General features: G+C 73.5%; 15 protein-coding genes. 9 read left to right on the plus strand and 6 right to left on the minus strand.

What is annotated here, in order from left to right; all coding sequences use genetic code 11:
- Positions 1-19: 19 nt before the first annotated feature.
- The 4 genes from pdhA (at position 20) to AMK25_RS12290 (ending at position 5,395) form a co-directional block, all read left to right on the plus strand.
- Positions 20-1,219, plus strand: a complete 1,200-nt coding sequence (gene pdhA / locus AMK25_RS12275) for a pyruvate dehydrogenase (acetyl-transferring) E1 component subunit alpha (protein WP_073828645.1) — start codon at positions 20-22, stop codon at positions 1,217-1,219.
- Entirely contained in the window at positions 1,219-2,223 is a 1,005-nt protein-coding gene (locus AMK25_RS12280) for an alpha-ketoacid dehydrogenase subunit beta (protein ID WP_073828475.1), read from the plus strand. The genes pdhA and AMK25_RS12280 overlap by 1 nt, the downstream gene beginning before the upstream one ends.
- Positions 2,220-3,569, plus strand: coding sequence for a dihydrolipoamide acetyltransferase family protein (locus AMK25_RS12285; protein WP_443189906.1), 1,350 nt, complete (start codon positions 2,220-2,222; stop codon positions 3,567-3,569). The genes AMK25_RS12280 and AMK25_RS12285 overlap by 4 nt, the downstream gene beginning before the upstream one ends.
- A 554-nt stretch (positions 3,570-4,123) precedes the next feature.
- Positions 4,124-5,395 (plus strand): L,D-transpeptidase, encoded by a 1,272-nt coding sequence (locus tag AMK25_RS12290; protein ID WP_073828477.1) that lies wholly within the window; start codon positions 4,124-4,126, stop codon positions 5,393-5,395.
- A 59-nt stretch (positions 5,396-5,454) separates the two neighbouring features.
- Here the strand turns inward: AMK25_RS12290 and AMK25_RS12295 are convergent, their stop codons facing one another.
- Positions 5,455-6,474: an SMP-30/gluconolactonase/LRE family protein gene (locus tag AMK25_RS12295; RefSeq protein WP_073828478.1), complete on the minus strand. Its 1,020-nt coding sequence runs from the start codon at positions 6,472-6,474 to the stop codon at positions 5,455-5,457.
- 185 nt (positions 6,475-6,659) lie between these two features.
- Here AMK25_RS12295 and AMK25_RS12300 point away from each other — a divergent pair, with 185 nt between their 5' ends.
- Entirely contained in the window at positions 6,660-7,019 is a 360-nt protein-coding gene (locus AMK25_RS12300; protein ID WP_073828479.1) for an anti-sigma factor antagonist, read from the plus strand.
- Between the two features lie 85 nt (positions 7,020-7,104).
- Here AMK25_RS12300 and AMK25_RS12305 read toward each other — a convergent pair whose 3' ends face one another.
- Positions 7,105-7,473, minus strand: a complete 369-nt coding sequence (locus AMK25_RS12305; RefSeq protein ID WP_030499930.1) for an FKBP-type peptidyl-prolyl cis-trans isomerase — start codon at positions 7,471-7,473, stop codon at positions 7,105-7,107.
- A gap of 155 nt (positions 7,474-7,628) precedes the next feature.
- Positions 7,629-8,210, minus strand: coding sequence for a hypothetical protein (locus tag AMK25_RS12310; protein WP_369799256.1), 582 nt, complete (start codon positions 8,208-8,210; stop codon positions 7,629-7,631).
- Positions 8,211-8,427: 217 nt separating this feature from the next.
- On the opposite strand from AMK25_RS12310, the gene AMK25_RS12315 reads away from it, so the two are divergent.
- Positions 8,428-9,126 carry a CBS domain-containing protein gene (locus AMK25_RS12315; protein WP_073828646.1) on the plus strand — a complete coding sequence of 233 codons (699 nt, stop codon included), beginning with the start codon at positions 8,428-8,430 and terminating at the stop codon, positions 9,124-9,126.
- Positions 9,127-9,144: 18 nt separating this feature from the next.
- Here the strand turns inward: AMK25_RS12315 and AMK25_RS12320 are convergent, their stop codons facing one another.
- Both AMK25_RS12320 and AMK25_RS12325 read right to left on the minus strand, forming a co-directional pair.
- The gene (locus AMK25_RS12320) at positions 9,145-9,855 is read right to left on the minus strand and encodes a helical backbone metal receptor (RefSeq protein WP_073828480.1); all 711 of its coding nucleotides are present in this window, start codon (positions 9,853-9,855) and stop codon (positions 9,145-9,147) included.
- A gap of 23 nt (positions 9,856-9,878) precedes the next feature.
- Positions 9,879-10,964 carry a DICT sensory domain-containing protein gene (locus AMK25_RS12325; protein WP_073828481.1) on the minus strand — a complete coding sequence of 362 codons (1,086 nt, stop codon included), beginning with the start codon at positions 10,962-10,964 and terminating at the stop codon, positions 9,879-9,881.
- A 133-nt stretch (positions 10,965-11,097) separates the two neighbouring features.
- On the opposite strand from AMK25_RS12325, the gene AMK25_RS12330 reads away from it, so the two are divergent.
- Positions 11,098-11,964, plus strand: a complete 867-nt coding sequence (locus AMK25_RS12330) for a hypothetical protein (protein ID WP_073828482.1) — start codon at positions 11,098-11,100, stop codon at positions 11,962-11,964.
- Positions 11,965-12,235: 271 nt separating this feature from the next.
- Positions 12,236-13,537 carry a hypothetical protein gene (locus AMK25_RS12335; RefSeq protein WP_073828483.1) on the plus strand — a complete coding sequence of 434 codons (1,302 nt, stop codon included), beginning with the start codon at positions 12,236-12,238 and terminating at the stop codon, positions 13,535-13,537.
- Between the two features lie 223 nt (positions 13,538-13,760).
- On the opposite strand, the gene AMK25_RS12340 is transcribed toward AMK25_RS12335, so the two are convergent.
- Positions 13,761-14,108, minus strand: coding sequence for a histone-like nucleoid-structuring protein Lsr2 (locus tag AMK25_RS12340; RefSeq protein ID WP_073828647.1), 348 nt, complete (start codon positions 14,106-14,108; stop codon positions 13,761-13,763).
- Between the two features lie 245 nt (positions 14,109-14,353).
- Here AMK25_RS12340 and lon point away from each other — a divergent pair, with 245 nt between their 5' ends.
- On the plus strand, positions 14,354-16,690 hold the full coding sequence (lon, locus tag AMK25_RS12345; protein WP_073828484.1) for an endopeptidase La: 2,337 nt from the start codon (positions 14,354-14,356) through the stop codon (positions 16,688-16,690).
- Positions 16,691-16,743 lie beyond the last annotated feature (53 nt).

The raw sequence follows: 16,743 nt of genomic DNA on the forward strand, positions 1-16,743 counted from the left end.
ATCATCCACGACCGGGAGCATAGGGCCACCACACGTCCAGGAGGTCCCCGCCGTGACGACCACACCCCAGGCGGTCCGCAGGGCATCCCCGCGTACCCGCCGGAAGGCCACCCCGGCCGCACCCGACCCGTCGGCCGGCCTCATGCCGCAGCGCGAGCCCGTCCGGCTGCTGAACCCCGACGGCACCCCGCTGCCGGCCCGCGACGACTACCCCGAGCCGCCGGTCGACGCGCTGCGCGAGATGTACCGGCGGATGGTCGTCGGCCGCCGCTTCGACGTGCAGGCCACCGCGCTGACCAAGCAGGGCCGCCTCGCCGTCTACCCGTCCGCGCGCGGCCAGGAGGCGTGCCAGATCGGCGGCGTGCTCGCGCTGCGCGACACCGACTGGGTGTTCCCCACCTACCGCGAGTCGATGGCGCTCACCGCGCGCGGCATCGACCCGGTCGAGGTGCTCACGCTGCTGCGCGGCGACTGGCACTGCGGGTACGACCCGGCCGTCACCCACACCGCGCCGCAGTGCACGCCCCTCGCCACCCAGTGCGTGCACGCCGCCGGACTGGCCTACGGCGAGTCGTACCAGGGGCGCGACACCGTGGCGCTGGCGTTCATTGGCGACGGCGCCACCAGCGAGGGCGACTTCCACGAGGGCATCAACTTCGCCGCCGTGTTCAAGGCCCCCGTCGTCTACCTGGTGCAGAACAACAAGTACGCGATCAGCGTGCCGCTGTCCCGGCAGACCGCCGCGCCGAGCCTCGCGTACAAGGGCGTCGGCTACGGCGTACCCAGCGAGCAGGTCGACGGCAACGACCCGGTGGCCGTCCTCGCGGTGCTGGAGCGCGCCGTCGCGCACGCCCGCGCCGGCAGGGGCCCCTACCTGATCGAGGCCCACACCTACCGGATGGAGCCGCACACCAACGCCGACGACCAGACCCGCTACCGCGACGCCGAGGAGGTCGAGGCGTGGCGCGACCGCGACCCGATCGCCCGGCTCGAGGCGTACCTGCGGGCCAAGGGCGTGCTGGACGACGCCGCCGTCGCGGCGATCGCGGCGGAGGCCGAGGAGTACGCCGCCGCGCTGCGCCGCCGCATGGACGCCCAGCCCACCGTCGACCCGCTGAGCCTGTTCGACCACGTGTACGCCGAGCCGACGCCGCAACTGGTCGAGCAGCGCGAGATGGTCCGGGCCGAGCTGGCCGCCGACGCGGAGGGGGACGCCTGATGGCCACCATGACCATGGCGAAGGCACTGAACGCCGCGCTCGCCGACGCGATGCTCGACGACGAGCGGGTGCTCGTCTTCGGCGAGGACGTCGGCCAGCTCGGCGGCGTCTTCCGGATCACCGACGGACTGCAGGCCCGCTTCGGCGACAAGCGCTGCTTCGACACCCCGCTCGCCGAGGCCGGCATCGTCGGGTTCGCCGTCGGCCTGGCCATGTCCGGCCTGCGGCCGGTCGTGGAGATGCAGTTCGACGCGTTCGCGTACCCGGCGTTCGAGCAGATCGCCTCGCACGTGGCGAAGCTGCGCAACCGCACCCGCGGCGCGCTCAGCGTGCCGATCGTCATCCGGGTGCCGTACGCCGGTGGCATCGGAGGCGTCGAGCACCACTGCGACTCGTCCGAGGCGTACTACGCGCACACCCCCGGCCTGAAGGTGGTCACCCCGGCCACCGTGGACGACGCGTACTCGCTGCTGCGCGCCGCCATCGACGACCCGGACCCGGTGGTGTTCCTGGAGCCCAAGAAGCTCTACTTCACCAGCGCCGAGGCGGACCTGCCGGCCCGTACCGCGCCGATCGGCACCGCCGTGGTGCGCCGCCCCGGCACCGACGCGACGCTGATCGCGTACGGCCCGGCGGTGCCGGTCGCGCTGGCCGCCGCCGAGGCCGCCCGCGAGGAGGGTTGGGACCTCGAGGTCGTCGACGTACGCAGCATCGTGCCGTTCGACGACGCCACAGTCACCGCCTCGGTACGCCGTACCGGCCGGTGCGTGGTGATCCAGGAGGCGCAGGGCTTCGCCGGTGTCGGCGCGGAGATCGCCGCCCGGGTGCAGGAGCGCTGCTTCCACGCGCTGCACGCCCCGGTGCTGCGGGTGTCCGGGCTGGACATCCCGTACCCGGCGCCGATGCTGGAGCACACCCACCTGCCCTCGGTCGACCGGGTGCTGGACACCGTGGCCCGCCTGCAGTGGGACGACCAGCCCGACACGCGGTGGGTGGCGGCATGAGCACGGCTGTGGGGACCCGCGACTTCCTTCTCCCCGACCTGGGCGAGGGACTGAGCGAGGCAGAGATCGTCGAGTGGCGGGTCGCCGTCGGCGACGTGGTCACCGTGGACCAGACAGTGGTCGAGGTGGAGACCGCCAAAGCCGTCGTCGACGTGCCGTGCCCGTACGCCGGACGGGTCGTGGCCCTGCACGGCGCGGCAGGTGAGGTACGCCCGGTCGGCCAGCCGCTCATCACCATCGCCCCGCTCGACGACGCCCCCGACCCGCACGCCACCTACCGTGAGGAGGAGCGGGCCGGGTCCGGCAACGTCCTGATCGGCTACGGCACCGGCCACGGCGGCACCGGTCGGCGGCGGCGTCGCCCACGGCTGGCGCTCGCCCCCGAGCCCGGCACGCCCGCCTCGACCGACCCCGCGTCCGATGCGGCGCAGACCGGCGGACCGGCGGCAGCGCCGCTCGTCATCTCGCCGATCGTGCGGCGGCTGGCGAAGGAGCACGGCATCGACCTGGCGTCGCTGCGCGGCACCGGGCCGGGCGGCGTGATCCGCCGGGCCGACCTGGACGCCGCAGTGGCCGCCCCCGCTCCGGCGGCCCGGCTGGCCGCGGTGCCGGACGCCCCGGCCGCGCACGTCGGGCTCGCCCCGGCCGGCGACGGTGACACGGTCATCCCGCTCACCGGCATCCGCAAGGTGATCGCCGACAAGCTCTCCCGCAGCCGCCGGGAGATCCCCGAGGTGACCATCTGGGTCGATGTGGACGCCACCGGCCTGCTGGAGACGCGTGCCGCGATCAACGCCGCCACCCCGGAGGCGCCGGTGAGTATCCTGGCCCTGCTGGCCCGGATCTGCCTCAGTGGCCTGCGGAAGTTCCCGCAGCTCAACGCGCACGTCGACACCGAGGGGCAGCGGATCATCCAGTCCGGCGGCGTGCACCTGGGCATCGCCGCGCAGACCGACAGGGGCCTGGTCGTGCCGGTGCTGCGCGACGCGCAGCGGCTGACTACCCGGGAACTGGCCGCCGCGCTCGCCGAGACCACTGCGGCGGCTCGGGCCGGCACGCTGCCCCCGGCGCGGCTGACCGGCGGGACGTTCACGCTCAACAACTACGGGGTGTTCGGCGTCGACGGCTCGACGCCGATCATCAACCACCCGGAGGCGGCGCTGCTCGGCGTCGGCCGGATCGTGGACAAGCCGTGGGTGGTTGACGGGCAGCTCGCCGTCCGCAAGGTGACCCAGATCAGCCTCACCTTCGACCACCGCGTCTGCGACGGCGGGGTGGCGGGCGGCTTCCTGCGCCACGTCGCCGACTGCGTCGAGCAACCCGCCGTGCTGGTCGCCAACGTCTGACCGGTCCGACTCCCGGCCCCGGCCCTCCTCCCCGAGGGCCGGGGCCGCGCGCGTCTCTGCTCCCGCTCGCGATCTTGCACTTGCGGCCCTCGATGTGCCCGATTCGCACCCTTCTCCCGGGCTGCAACCGCAAGATCGCGGCAGCGGTGCCGGTGGCGAGGGCGAGACCGTCCAGCGCTGCCCGTCTTGCGGGACCGTTGATGGGATTCGTCGAGATCTTGGTAGCAAAGTGCCCCTATGAGGGCCGTTTCGTGCCAAGATCTCGCCAGGTCGGACCCTTCACGCCTTCCTCCGTCCGTCGATCATGAAGTTGGCGGGGACAAAACGGACGTCGTTCGCTGCCAACTTCATGATCGACGGACAGGGGGGCGGTCGGGAGGCGGGTGAGGGGGTGGGGAATCGGGCGGAGGGCGCGTGGGGCGCAAGCGGGGACGGGAATTACGTGTCGGCACGATTCTCCGCAGCCTTTTCCGAGCAATTCCGCCGAAGGTGCCACGGCGTGATCCTGGGCCTACAGAATGTGGGCGAGAGGGTTCGGAAATGGGGGGCGAAATATGTTTGCGAGGCGCCGACTGACGCTTTTCGCGATGACCGTCGCAGCCGCGCCGCTGGCGGTCGGCGCGTGCACCGCCGGCCCGAAGTCGGTGGGGAAACAGGCCGAGGCGGCACCGCCGTCGGTCACCGTGACACCCGCCGATCGCACGAAGGGCGTGCCGATCAGCGCGGAGGTGGGCACGACGGTCAGCAACGGCAAGGTGACCGCGGTGAAGCTCACCGACGACAAGGGCAACCAGGTGCCGGCCCAGCCGCGCGAGGACGGCTCCGGCTGGGTGCCGGACCGGCCGCTGGCCAATTCCCGGACGTACACGGCGGAGGTGACCGCCACCGGCGATTCGGGAAAGACCGCCACGCAGAAGACGACGTTCACGACGATGGCCAAATCCACCAAACCGGCCGTCACCAGCGAATTGTATTTCCGGCCGAATCAGACGTACGGGACGGCGATGCCGGTCGTGCTCGGATTCGACCCGCCGATTCCGAAGGAGGCCCGCGCGGACGTCCAGCGCCGGTTGTTCGTGAAGACCGATCCGCCGCAGCCGGGCACCTGGTCGTGGGTGGCCGACGGCAAGCAGGCGGAGTACCGGGCGCCCGATCGCTGGAAGCCGGGCACGAAGATCAGCGTCCGTAGCGCGCTGCAGGGGCTGCCCATCGGCAAGGAGACGATCGGCGACTCGGACCGCGTCGCCACCGCCAAGGTCGGCCGGCAGATGACGCTCGACATCGACAACGAGACCAAGCAGATGACCGTCTACCAGGACGGCAAGGTGCTCAAGAAGATCCCGGTCAGTCTCGGCAAGGCGAGCACGCCGACGTCCAGCGGCACCATGGTGATCATGGAGAAGCACGAGCACACCACGTTCGACACCCGGGGCGAGCCCAACGGCGGCTACGTGGTCGACGTGGACGACGCGCAGCGGCTGACCTGGGGCGGCGAGTTCATCCACTCGGCGCCCTGGTCGGAGGGGGACCAGGGGAGCACGAACGTCTCGCACGGCTGCACGAACGTCTCGGCCACCGCCGCGGACTGGCTGATGGGCGTCACGCAGGTCGGTGACCTGGTGACAGTGCGGGGCACCGAGGTGAAACTCGACCAGGGCAACGGCTTCACCGCCTGGAACGTCAGCTGGGACGAGTTCGCCAAGGGCAGCGCGCTGCCCGTACCGGCGGGGCTGAAGCCCACGCAGAGTGCCACGCCGCACCCGGGCGCGGTGGCCGGTGGGTCGTCACCGGCCCCGGCCCCGTCGCGGAGCAACAGCGGCGGCTGAACCAGGGGAGGAACGGCCACGGGGCCGGCCCGCGTCGCGCGGGCCGGCCCGTGCCGTGCTCAGTCCAGGTCGACGCGGGCCACCCCGGTCGCGGTCAGGCTGCCCAGCCAGAGCCGGCGGCCGTGCTGCCGCACGCCGGTGACCATCGGGTACGCCCCGCTGGGGCCGTGCAGCGTCCGCAGCACCCGCCCCGCGCCGTCGACCAGCGCGACCAGCCCGTAGCGGCGCGGCCGCGGCTGCACCGCCCCGGGCAGCAGCGCGACGAGCTGGCGGACGCGCGGGTGCGGCAGCAGCCGTTCCATCGCCGCCAGCCGAGGGCTGGGCAACGCGACCCAGTACGTCCCGTCACCCACCGCGGAGATGTTGTCCGGGTACGCCGGCAGGTCGGTCAGCACTGTGGCCCGCCCGCCCGGCAGGTCGACCCGGAGCAGCCGGTGGGTGGCGGTCTCGGCGAGCATCAGCGCCGACTCGTCCGGGGTGAGCGCCAGCCCGTTGGGGAAGTAGAGCCCGTCGGCCACCACGTCGGTGCGCCCGGTGCGCCTGTCGTAGGCCAGCACCCGTCCGTTGGGCCGGTGTTCCAGCAGGTCCCGCTTCCAGTGCGAGAGCGGGAACCGGTCGGAGGAGTCGGTGAAGTAGACGGTGCCGTCGCTCGCGACGGCGGCGTTGTCGGCCAGGTGCACCGGCGGGGCGGTCCCGGTCAGCTCGTGCACCCTGCCGGCCGGGTCGACCCGCAGCAGTCCCCGGTACGCGTCGCAGACGAGCAGCCCGCCGTCGGCCGGGTCGCGTTCGATGCCCAGCGGCCGCCCGCCGGTCTCGGCGAGAAGCGTGGGCCGGGTGCCGGCCGGCGCGTCGGCCGGCCACCACCAGAGCCGGCCGTCCTCGTCGCCGCTGACCACCCGGCCGTCGGCGTCGACGACGACGTCCTCCGGCCCGTGCCCGCCGGCCGGCAGCGGCAGCAGGTCGGCCCGGTCGAGCCGGGTGTCCTCGGGCGCCCAGGGGCCGGTCAGCGGCGGCGGCACGGTCGCCGGCTCGCGGACCGGCCGGATCAGCAGTGGGGCGCGTGGGCGCGGGACGGCCATCGGCTCATTGTGGCCCCGGAACGTCCCGGACGGCAGTCCCCGACGGCGTTTCGCCACGTCCCGCGCGGCGTGGCGCGGTGGCTGCGGGATGACCCTGAGACGGCTCGGGGTCGGTACCCCGGCGCTACCCGGAACCCCCGCCGCGACGTCGGGAAATGTCGGTGGGCGCGGGTAGGTTTGAGCGCATGGGACACACGGGCGACCGCTTCCACGTGACGATGGACGTGCACGATCACGTGGTCGAGCTCTGTCCGGTCGGCGAGATCGACATCGCCACCGTGGCGGCGTTCCGGGCCGCGCTCTGGGCGGCCCCGGCGCGGCCGGTGCTGCGGGTCGACCTGTCCGGCGTGCGGCTGCTGTCCGCCGCCGGTGTCCGCGCGCTCGTCGCCACCCACCTGCGCGTGCGCGCCCGCGGCGGCGAGCTGGTGCTCGTCGACCCCGACCCGGTGGTGGCCCGCGTGCTGCGGGTGACCGGCCTGCAGCGGGTCCTGCCCGTGCGCCGCTCCGACCGCTCCCGCGAGCTGGTGACCTGCGCCGCAGCCTGAGCGAGTGGCGGCCCGAGCGGGCACGCGGCCTGAGCGCGGACCGGGCCGCCGGCATGTGGCCGACGGCCCGGTGAACGGCTGACGCTCAGCGTACGCCGAGCAGGTCCACCACGAAGACGAGCGTCTCGTTCGGCTTGATGACGCCGCCGGCGCCGCGGGCGCCGTAGCCCAGGTGCGGCGGGATGGTGAGCTTGCGCCGGCCGCCGACCTTCATGCCGACGACGCCCTGGTCCCAGCCGGCGATGACCTGGCCGCCGCCGAGCGGGAACTCGAACGTCTCACCCCGGTTCCACGAGGCGTCGAACTCGCGGCCGTTCGAGTGGGCCACGCCCACGTAGTGCACGCTCACCAGTTGGCCCGGGCGGGCCTCCGGGCCGTCGCCGACGGTGATGTCCTCGACGACCAGATCCGCGGGCGGCGCGCCCTCGATCGGGCCGACCTGGGGCTTGTCCATGAACGGTCTCCTCGGGTGCTGACGGTGTGGTCACCGTCGATCCTGCCGGATCGCGACCGGCCGATACGCGCCGGTCCCCGCACAACGGCGTGGCGGGGACACGAGAAGAGGGCGGGCGCCGCCTTTCGGCGACGCCCGCCCCGGAGCGGGCTGGTTCACTTCAGCCAGGGGAGACGCTGGACCAGGGGGAGCTTCGCCCAGATCCGGCCGAGGCCGAGGGTGTTGCCGGCGCCCACCAGGGCGAGACCGGCCAACAGGCCCGCGTAGATGAGGTGGTCGTCCATGAAGGGGTTGTTCGCCGGGGGCAGCACGGCCGTCCACATCAGGACCAGGAGCAGTCCGCCGGCGACGGCGGCGATCCGGATGCCGATGCCGAGCATGAGCGCCACGCCGATGCCGAGCAGGCCGAGCATGAACAGCGTGTCCGCCCAGGCTGCGCCGGCGATGTTCCGGTAGAGGTCCGCGAACGGGCCCTCGACCGCGTTGCCCAGGAAGCCCTTGGTCGGGCTGCCGCCGTTGATCCAGGCGTTCTTCGCCGCGGTCTCGTGGCCGAGGCCGAACATCTTGTCGAGGAAGGCCCAGAGGAAGATCCAGCCCAGCGCGAGCCGCAGACCGGCCCACACGTACCGGGTGGCCTTCTGCCGGGTGGTCTCGATGTGCGCCGCCGGAGCGGTGGTGGCGGCGGGGGTCCGCTTGACGGCGGGGGTCCGCTCGATTGTCGCGGTCATGGTCTCCACGTCCCTTCCTGTGCCTCGCACCGCGCTTCCCGGTGGCACATTCATTCCACCGCCGCGCCGCGTTGCGGAGCAGGGCCGACCGGTGCCCTGGTGACCGGGTCATTGGTCCCGTCCGTACCCGGTCCGGTCGGCCCGTCCCCGCCGGTCCGCCGCCCCTGACCAGGGCGTTTACGGCGGCCTATCGTCACAGGTGAAGGCCCGGCACGAGGAGGTCGTGATGAGGACGTGGCAGGTGGCCGACGTGATGACCAGGGACGTCGCGGCGGTGACGGAGCAGACGCCGTACCGCGAGATCGTCGACGTGCTGGTGCGCAAGCGGATCAGCGGCGTGCCGGTGGTCGACTCGTTCCACCGGGTGCTCGGCGTGATCTCCGAAGCGGACCTGCTGCACAAGGTGGAGCGGGCCGGTCACCCGGACGAGCGCCGGGTGTTCGAGGGGCGGCGGCGCCGTACCGCGCGGGAGAAGGCCGACGCGTTAGTGGCAGCGGACCTCATGACCGCCCCGCCGGTCACCACCCACGAACGCGCCTCGCTCGCCGCGACGGCCCGGCTGATGGACCGCGAGGCGGTCAAGCGGGTGCCGGTGCTGGACGACCTGGGCCGGCTGTCCGGCATCGTGACCCGCGGTGACCTGCTCCGGGTGCACCTGCGCACCGACGCGGAGATCCGCGAGGAGGTGGTGCACGAGGTGCTGCGCCGGGTGCTGTCGGTACGCGACGGACTGGTCACGGTGCAGGTGCGCGGCGGCGAGGTCACCATGGACGGACGGCTGGACCGGCGCAGCGCCGTCGAGCTCGCCGGCCGCCTGGCCGGACAGGTCGCGGGCGTGGTCGCCGTGCACAACGCGATCGGGTACGACCTGGACGACACCACGCTGATGGAGTTGGACCCGGTGCACGCCACGCCGGTCGCCTGAGCGCGCCGGGCGGCGCCGTCAGCCGGCGAGCTGGGCGGCGAGGAGCGCCGGCGCCTCGGCCAGCGACGGGCCGTACCAGGTGAGGTGCCGGCCGGACACCAGCGCCGCCGGCACGCCCGGGAACGCCTCCGGCCCGTCGTCGGCGGTGAACCGGTACGGCTCGTCGGGCAGCACCACCAGCTCCGGCGACCGGGCGCGCAGCTCGTCCAGGCCGGGCCGGGGATAGCGTTCCGCGTCCCCGGCCCAGCCGTTGACCACACCGAGCCGGGCCAGCACGTCCCCGGCGAACGTGTCCCGGCCGAGCACCACCCACGGGCGTCGCCACACCGGCACCACAGCGGTGCGGACGCGCTCCGGGGCCGGCAGGGCCGCCCAGGCGCGGCGGGCCGCCGTCAGCCACGGCGGCTCGGCCGTCGCGCCGAGCGTGACGACCAGCTCGCCGAGCTGGTCGAGAGCCTCCGGCACGGTACGCGGGAAGGTCACCTGGACCGGCACCCCGGCCGCGCGCAGCGCCTCGGCGTCGGCCAGCCGGTTCTCCTCCTCGTTGAGCAGCACCAGGTCCGGCTCCAGGGCGAGCACCCGGTCCAGGTCCGGATACTTCGTCCCGCCGACCCGGGCGACGTCCAGCCCGGCCGGGTGGGTGCACCAGTCGGTGGCCCCGATCAGCACCTCCGGGCGGGTGGCCGCCACCGCCTCGGTCAGCGACGGCACCAGCGACACGACCCGCACGGCGTCTCCCTTCGTACCGAAGGTCAGCGAGCCGGAGCGGCGTCGGCCGTCTCCGCCGGCAGGCCCGCCACCGGCAGGCCCTTGCGCGCCGCCCAGTCGACAGCGGCCCGCAGGTCCGCAGTGGGCAGCGGCCGCCGGGTGGTCACCCCGACCGCGGCGTGCATCGTGTACGCGAGGAAGGGGTACGACCGGGCCAGCGCGCCGATCGCGTCGTGCAGGCGGCGTACCACCTCCAGCGCGGCCGGCTCGTCCAGTCCGGGCAGCAGGAGCTGGTACTCGTTGTCGGCGACGCGCAGCGCACGGTCGACCGGCCGCAGCACGGCGGTGATCGCGGTGAGCACGGCGTGCCCCTCGCGGGCGGCGCCGCGCCGGAGGAATCGTTCCGGCGAGCCGGGCGGCTCGTCCACCCGCAGGCCGACCAGTGCCACCGGCAGCGTGCCGGAGGCCGTCACCCCGTCCATGCCGGCCCACCGGCGCATGCCGGGCTCGTCCAGGATCGCCTCGGTCGGCGTGTCCGCTTGCGTACTCCGGTCGGCGCGGCGGGCCAGCAGCCGCAGCGCCGCCTCGGCGCGCGGCTCGCCCGGTCCGGCCGGGATGTCCCGCACCCGGGCGATCGCCTCGTCCAGTGCGGTGCGCGCCTCGGCGGGCAGCCGCTCGGCGAGTTGTTCGCGCAGCCGGATGGCCTCGTGCAGCGCCTCGTCCCGGCGGAACCCCCAGCGACCCTCGAAGAGCCGGCCGGACTCCAGCGTCGGCGCGGGCGTCACGTCGGCGCGGTCGTGCGCCACGAGGGTGGCGCCGAAGCGAGGGCTCAGCACCACCACGCTCCACTCGCGGGCCAACTCCTCCGCCTCGTCGAGCGTCACGCCGTACGTGCGGTCGGGCAGGTCGGTCGGCGGCCCGCCGACCATCGCCACCACGGTCGCCGCGGCGCGGCCGGCGACGCGCCGGTAGACCTCGCGCTCCCGGTCGAAGTACGGCAGCCGCTGGAACAGGGCGAACACGACCAGCGGGCCGTCCTCGGCCTCGGCGAGCGCGGCCCGCTCGATGGCGTGGGAGAGGGCGACGAGACTGCGTTTGGTGAACTGTTCCGGGGTCCGTCCGCTGTGCACGGGCAGAGCCTAGAGGGACGGAGGCGGCCGCGCACCGGTCGGCGGGCCCCGGCGTGCTCCACCACACCGCCGAGGCGGTCACCCGACGCCCTACACTCGGGCGTCGACCGGACGACAGGGGGAGCGGGGCGAGATGACGAGCACCGGCAGCGTGACGGCCTCCTGGCTGCGGCCGATCCCGTCCGGCACGACGCCGTGCCTGACCCGCTGCGGGCACGTCGGGTACGCGGGCCGGCGGCTCGGCGAGCTGGTGCAGGGCCGCCCGCCGGGGGTCACCGGCAACCAGTGGAGCACGGCCGGACGGGCGCCGCTGGACCTGGTGGTCAGCGCCGCCGACACCGGCCTGCCGCGCTTCGCGGTGCGGTTCACCGCGCCCGCGTCCGACGGGTCGCCCGCCCGCCGGGAGGAACGGCTGACCGACGCGGTGTCCGCCGCTGTCGGCCTGCCGCTGCTGCGGATCGAGTCGCCGACGCTCGGCGGCGCCGATCAGGTCCGCCGCTTCGCGGAGTACGTGCTGGACGCGCGGGCCTACGCCGAGGGCACCGACCCGGACGCCGGGGACGCGATCGGCTTCCGCGACATCGTCGGCCGGCTGCCGGACGGCCGGCGTGGACCGGTGAACGACCTCGGGGCGCTCGCGCGGGTCGAGGCGGTCGAGGCGTACGTGGCCGGCCGGCTCGCCGACCCGATCGTGCGCGGGCTGCACGTGCGTTGGACCGACGGTCCGGCGGAGGGCTGGGGCTGGGTCGAGGTGCGGCCCGGCCGCTGCCTGCTGGAGCGGGTCCGGCTGACGTCGCGGGGGTTCTCCTGCGGCGTGGACCCGGGCCGGCTCGCCGAGGACCTGGCCGCGCTGGCGCTGGGGGAGCGGCTGCGCGATCTCGACGCGGTCGCGTCGTCACTGGTGGACCGGGAAGAGCTTCGCCGGCGTGTGCGCGCGCTCGCGGCCCGGCGGGACTCCTTCGACGGCGGCTTCGCCTTCGACCACCTCTGCGCCGACTGACGGACTTCTTCTCCGCCGGGCGGTCGGCGGTCGCGCCGGCACGTCCCGATTTTTTTTCGATCTCCGGTTGAACCTTCGCCGACGGCGCTCCGTACCTCATCGGGAATGGACGCAGATTTCCCCGCCGCGCCCGGACGGCGCGGAGACGGTGCGGAAAGGGCATCGTCGGCCATCGACGCGCGACCCGAGCGTCGCAGTGATCTCACACCCCGAATTCATCGGTCCGCCGGGATCACCAGTCAACTACCGGATCGAGAAGGAGAGCAATTCGATGCGCAGGTCCACACGGGCGCGCCGGTCATCCGGTAACGCGCGGAGCAAGCGGGTGCTGGCAGTGGTCGGCACGCTCGCGGTCTTCGGCGGCATCGTCGCCGTCACCCAGATCTCGTCCGCCCAGGACCGGCGGACGACCACCCGCGCCGCCTCGGCGTCCTGTGTGCCCGCCAGCCCGGGGGCGACCGCCCCGGACGGCCAGGGCAGCACCACCCGTACCTGGCAGAACGGCCGCTGGGTCCGCAACCACTGGGGCGACGGTCAGATGTCGCCGGCCGAGTGCCAGCAGACGACCGCGGGCGGCGCCGGCGCCGGCACCCCGACCGTGGCCTGCCCGGACGTCCGGGGCCGGCTGCCGCAGGTGCCCGGCCGGGCCCGTGCCGAGGTGGACCGCGAACTGGCGGCGCTGACGTCGCAGATCGCCGAGGCGAACCGGCGGCTCGCGGCGGAGGGCCGCAACGGCGGCGAGTTCATCAACAACGCGATCCTGGGTCCGCTGGCGGACAAGCGGACCGCGGCGCTCAACCGGATCGCCACGGCCATCGGCCGGTTCGCCCAGCGTCCGCAGGGCCTGGACCAGTTCGCCCGGTGCGCGTTGACCGACGTCCCCCGCAACGGCGGCGGCCAGAACGGCGGTGGTCAGAACGGGGGCAACAACGGTGGCCAGACCGGCGGTCCGACCGGCGGTCCGACCGGCGGGAACAACGGTGGCGGGAACAACAACGGCGGCGGTCAGAACAACGGCGGCGGCAACGGGCTGAACGTGCTCGCCAAGGACTGCTCCGGCAGCCAGCTGCAGGGGCACGACGGTTTCCAGAACGGCAACCGGTGCGTCAGCACCGCGTTCGGTGAGGTGGGCGCCGCGGCGAACAACCCGTCGCTGCTGATCACGCAGTTCCCGAACCAGGTGCGGCGCAATCAGCCGTTCACGCTCCGGGTGACCACCAAGAACCTGGTGCGGGACCGCTTCCTCGCGGCCGGGCAGGGCGGCTACTACCTGGAGAGCTCGCTGCTCAACGGCGAGGGCCTGGTGCGCGGCCACTTCCACACCGCCTGCCGGATGCTCGGCAGCACCCGGCAGCCCCCGAACCCCCAGGACGTGCCGGCGTTCTTCGTCGCCACCGAGGACGGCCGCGGCGGCAACGAGCCGGACGACGTGCTGATCCAGATCCCGGGCCTGGCGCAGTCGGGTGTGGCGCAGTGCGCGGTCTGGGCCGGTGACGGTTCGCACCGCATCCCGATGATGGAGCGGGCGAACCAGACTCCCGCCATCGACGTGGTGCGCATCCGGGTCAACTGAGAGCGTGCGACGGCCGCGGTCGCCCGGGGAACCTTCCGGGTGGCCGCGGCCGTCGCATGTCCGCACGGCGGGTCCGGCAGGGAAGCGTGGGATTGGATCCGGGAAGAAATTTCGTGCCGCCGGAATCCAGCCCGATGAAAGTCATCGACGACACAAAAGGCCGGGCGGCCCGCTCCGATTTCTCAGCGTGACCCCGGGACGCCCGACGGTGAGTGTTTAGCGCTCAGCGGTTCTTGTACGCCTCGACGACCGACACCGGGATGCGCCCGCGCTCGGAAATCTCGTGCCCGTTCTTGGCCGCCCATTCGCGGATGGCGCGGTTCTGCTCGCGGTCCATTCCCGAGGTGCTCGGCCGGCCCGTGCGCCGGGTGGTGCGCGCGACCTCGGTCGCGCCGCGGCCGATCCGCCTGCCAGCGCTGATGTACGGGTCCAGTGCCTTGCGCAGAACGCCCGCGTTCTCGTCGGACACGTCGATCGTGTACGCCACGCCGTCCAGGCTGAACTCGACGGTCCGATCGGCCTTTCCGCCGTCGAGGTCGTCGGTCAGAACGGTGATTACTTTCCTTGCCATCGCCATTACTCCCTGTGTCGGGCGGGGTGTGCTAAGAGTCTGACTTACCTGGCGGTAATTTCGCAACAATACCCGCCTCTTTGCATTCGGCGGGTCGTGCCGGTAACCGTCGCGGCCAATAGAGGGCCGGTGCCCGATCGGAGCCGGGGGCAGTGGCCGCAGTGGCGTGGGTCACAACCCGGAACAAGGGACACGTTTTGTTACTTGAGCCAGACACGCTCAACCGACGTGATGGCAGGTGTTCGATGGCAACTCTTCCGGTACTTCCCTTGACCGACGCCGTCCTGCTGCCCGGGATGGTCATCCCGGTGACCCTCGACCCCACCACCCAGGCCGCTGTCGACGCGGCCCGCGCCACCGGCGACAAGGAACTCCTGGCCGTGCCCCGCCTCGACGGCGAGTACGGCTCCGTCGGCGTGGTCGCGACCATCGAGAAGGTGGGCCGGCTGCCCAGCGGCGAGCCGGCCGCGGTGATCCGCGGCCTCACCCGCGCCCGCATCGGCTCCGGCGTGCCCGGGCCCGGCGCCGCCCTCTGGGTCGAGGCGGCGACCCTCGACGAGCCCGCACCGGCGGGCCGCGCCCGGGAACTCGCCCGCGAGTACCGCGCGCTCATGACGTCAGTGCTCCAGCAGCGTGGCGCCTGGCAGGTGATCGACGCGATGGAGCGGATGACGGACCTGTCCGAGCTGGCCGACTCGGCCGGCTACGCGCCCTGGCTCAGCCTGGCGCAGAAGACCGAGCTGCTCGCCGCGCCGGACGTCACCGCCCGGCTGGAGCTGCTGGTCGGCTGGGTGAAGGAGCACCTGGCCGAGCAGGAGGTCACCGAGCAGATCAACAGCGACGTACGCGAAGGGCTGGAGAAGTCCCAGCGCGAGTTCCTGCTCCGCCAGCAGCTCGCCGCGATCCGCAAGGAACTCGGCGAGGACGAGCCGGACGGGTCCGCCGACTACCGATCCCGGGTGGAGTCCGCCGACCTGCCGGAGAAGGTGCGCGAGGCGGCGATGCACGAGGTCGGCAAGCTGGAACGGGCCAGCGACGCCTCACCCGAGGCGGGCTGGATCCGTACCTGGCTGGACACCGTGCTGGAGATGCCGTGGGACACGCGTACCGCTGACAACACCGACCTGGCCGCGGCGCGTGCGGTGCTCGACGCCGACCACGCCGGCCTGGCCGACGTGAAGGACCGCATCCTGGAGTACCTCGCGGTGCGCAACCGGCGCGCGGAGCGCAACCTCGGCGTGGTCGGCGGACGCGGCTCCGGCGCGGTGCTCGCCCTGGCCGGCCCGCCTGGAGTGGGCAAGACCAGCCTCGGCGAGTCGGTCGCCCGGGCGCTGGGCCGCAACTTCGTCCGCGTCTCCCTCGGCGGTGTCCGGGACGAGGCGGAGATCCGCGGCCACCGGCGCACCTACGTCGGCGCGCTGCCCGGCCGGATCGTGCGGGCGCTGCGCGAGGCCGGCTCGATGAACCCGGTCGTGCTGCTCGACGAGGTCGACAAGCTGGCCGCCGGGTACTCCGGCGACCCGGCGGCGGCCCTGCTGGAGGTGCTCGACCCGGCGCAGAACCACACGTTCCGCGACCACTACCTGGAGGTCGACCTCGACCTGTCCGACGTGCTGTTCCTGGCCACCGCCAACGTGGTGGAGGCGATCCCCGGCCCGCTGCTGGACCGGATGGAGCTGGTCGCGCTGGACGGCTACACCGAGGACGAGAAGGTGGCCATCGCCCGCGACCACCTGCTGCCCCGGCAGCGGGAACGGGCCGGGCTGACCACCGGGGAGGTCACGATCGCCGACGAGGCGCTGGCGCTGATCGCGGGCGAGTACACCCGGGAGGCCGGCGTCCGGCAGCTCGAACGGGCACTCGCGAAGGTCCTGCGCAAGGTCGCCGTCGCGCTCGCCACGGACTCCGCGCCGGTGCACGTCGACGCCGGCAACCTGGCCCGCTACCTGGGCCGGCCGAAGTTCACCCCGGAGTCCGCCGAGCGGACGGCCGTACCGGGCGTGGCGACCGGCCTGGCCGTCACCGGCGCCGGTGGCGACGTGCTGTTCATCGAGGCCACCACCATGGAGGGTGAGCCGGGGCTGACGCTCACCGGTCAGCTCGGCGACGTGATGAAGGAGTCCGCGCACATCGCGTGGTCGTACCTGCGGTCGAACGGACGGCGCTACGGGCTGGACCCGAACGCGCTGGCCGGGCGGCGGATCCACCTGCACGTCCCGGCGGGCGCGGTGCCCAAGGACGGGCCGAGCGCCGGCATCACCATGGTCACCGCGCTGGCGTCCCTGGTGACCGGGCGGCCGGTGCGGCCCGAGTTCGGGATGACCGGCGAGGTGACACTCTCCGGCCGGGTGCTGCCGATCGGCGGGGTGAAGCAGAAACTGCTCGCCGCGCACCGGGCCGGCCTCACCGAGGTGATCATCCCGAAGCGCAACGAGCCGGACCTGGACGACCTGCCGGCCGAGGTGCGGGAGGCGCTGACCGTGCACACGCTGTCCGACGTGGCGGACGTGCTCGCGCTGGCGCTGCGCCCGGCCGAGATCGACACGCAGGCGCTGGACGGCCCGGCGCTCGCCGCCGCCTGACGACCGACGCGCCCCGGCCACAGACCCACCGTGGCCGGGGCGCCGTCGTGCCT

The organism is Micromonospora sp. TSRI0369 (assembly GCF_001905625.1).
GTDB lineage: Bacteria > Actinomycetota > Actinomycetes > Mycobacteriales > Micromonosporaceae > Micromonospora > Micromonospora echinospora_A.

What these genes read in the sequence shown, in the direction of transcription:
- AMK25_RS12330 (WP_073828482.1), top strand. Translation starts at nt 11,098, where the DNA reads ATGACGAGCACCGGCAGCGTGACGGCCTCCTGGCTGCGGCCGATCCCG.
- AMK25_RS12295 (WP_073828478.1), bottom strand. Translation starts at nt 6,474, where the DNA reads ATGGCCGTCCCGCGCCCACGCGCCCCACTGCTGATCCGGCCGGTCCGC.
- AMK25_RS12280 (WP_073828475.1), top strand. Translation starts at nt 1,219, where the DNA reads ATGGCCACCATGACCATGGCGAAGGCACTGAACGCCGCGCTCGCCGAC.
- AMK25_RS12315 (WP_073828646.1), top strand. Translation starts at nt 8,428, where the DNA reads ATGAGGACGTGGCAGGTGGCCGACGTGATGACCAGGGACGTCGCGGCG.
- lon (WP_073828484.1), top strand. Translation starts at nt 14,354, where the DNA reads ATGGCAACTCTTCCGGTACTTCCCTTGACCGACGCCGTCCTGCTGCCC.
- AMK25_RS12305 (WP_030499930.1), bottom strand. Translation starts at nt 7,473, where the DNA reads ATGGACAAGCCCCAGGTCGGCCCGATCGAGGGCGCGCCGCCCGCGGAT.
- AMK25_RS12340 (WP_073828647.1), bottom strand. Translation starts at nt 14,108, where the DNA reads ATGGCAAGGAAAGTAATCACCGTTCTGACCGACGACCTCGACGGCGGA.
- AMK25_RS12335 (WP_073828483.1), top strand. Translation starts at nt 12,236, where the DNA reads ATGCGCAGGTCCACACGGGCGCGCCGGTCATCCGGTAACGCGCGGAGC.
- AMK25_RS12285 (WP_443189906.1), top strand. Translation starts at nt 2,220, where the DNA reads ATGAGCACGGCTGTGGGGACCCGCGACTTCCTTCTCCCCGACCTGGGC.
- AMK25_RS12300 (WP_073828479.1), top strand. Translation starts at nt 6,660, where the DNA reads ATGGGACACACGGGCGACCGCTTCCACGTGACGATGGACGTGCACGAT.
- AMK25_RS12290 (WP_073828477.1), top strand. Translation starts at nt 4,124, where the DNA reads ATGTTTGCGAGGCGCCGACTGACGCTTTTCGCGATGACCGTCGCAGCC.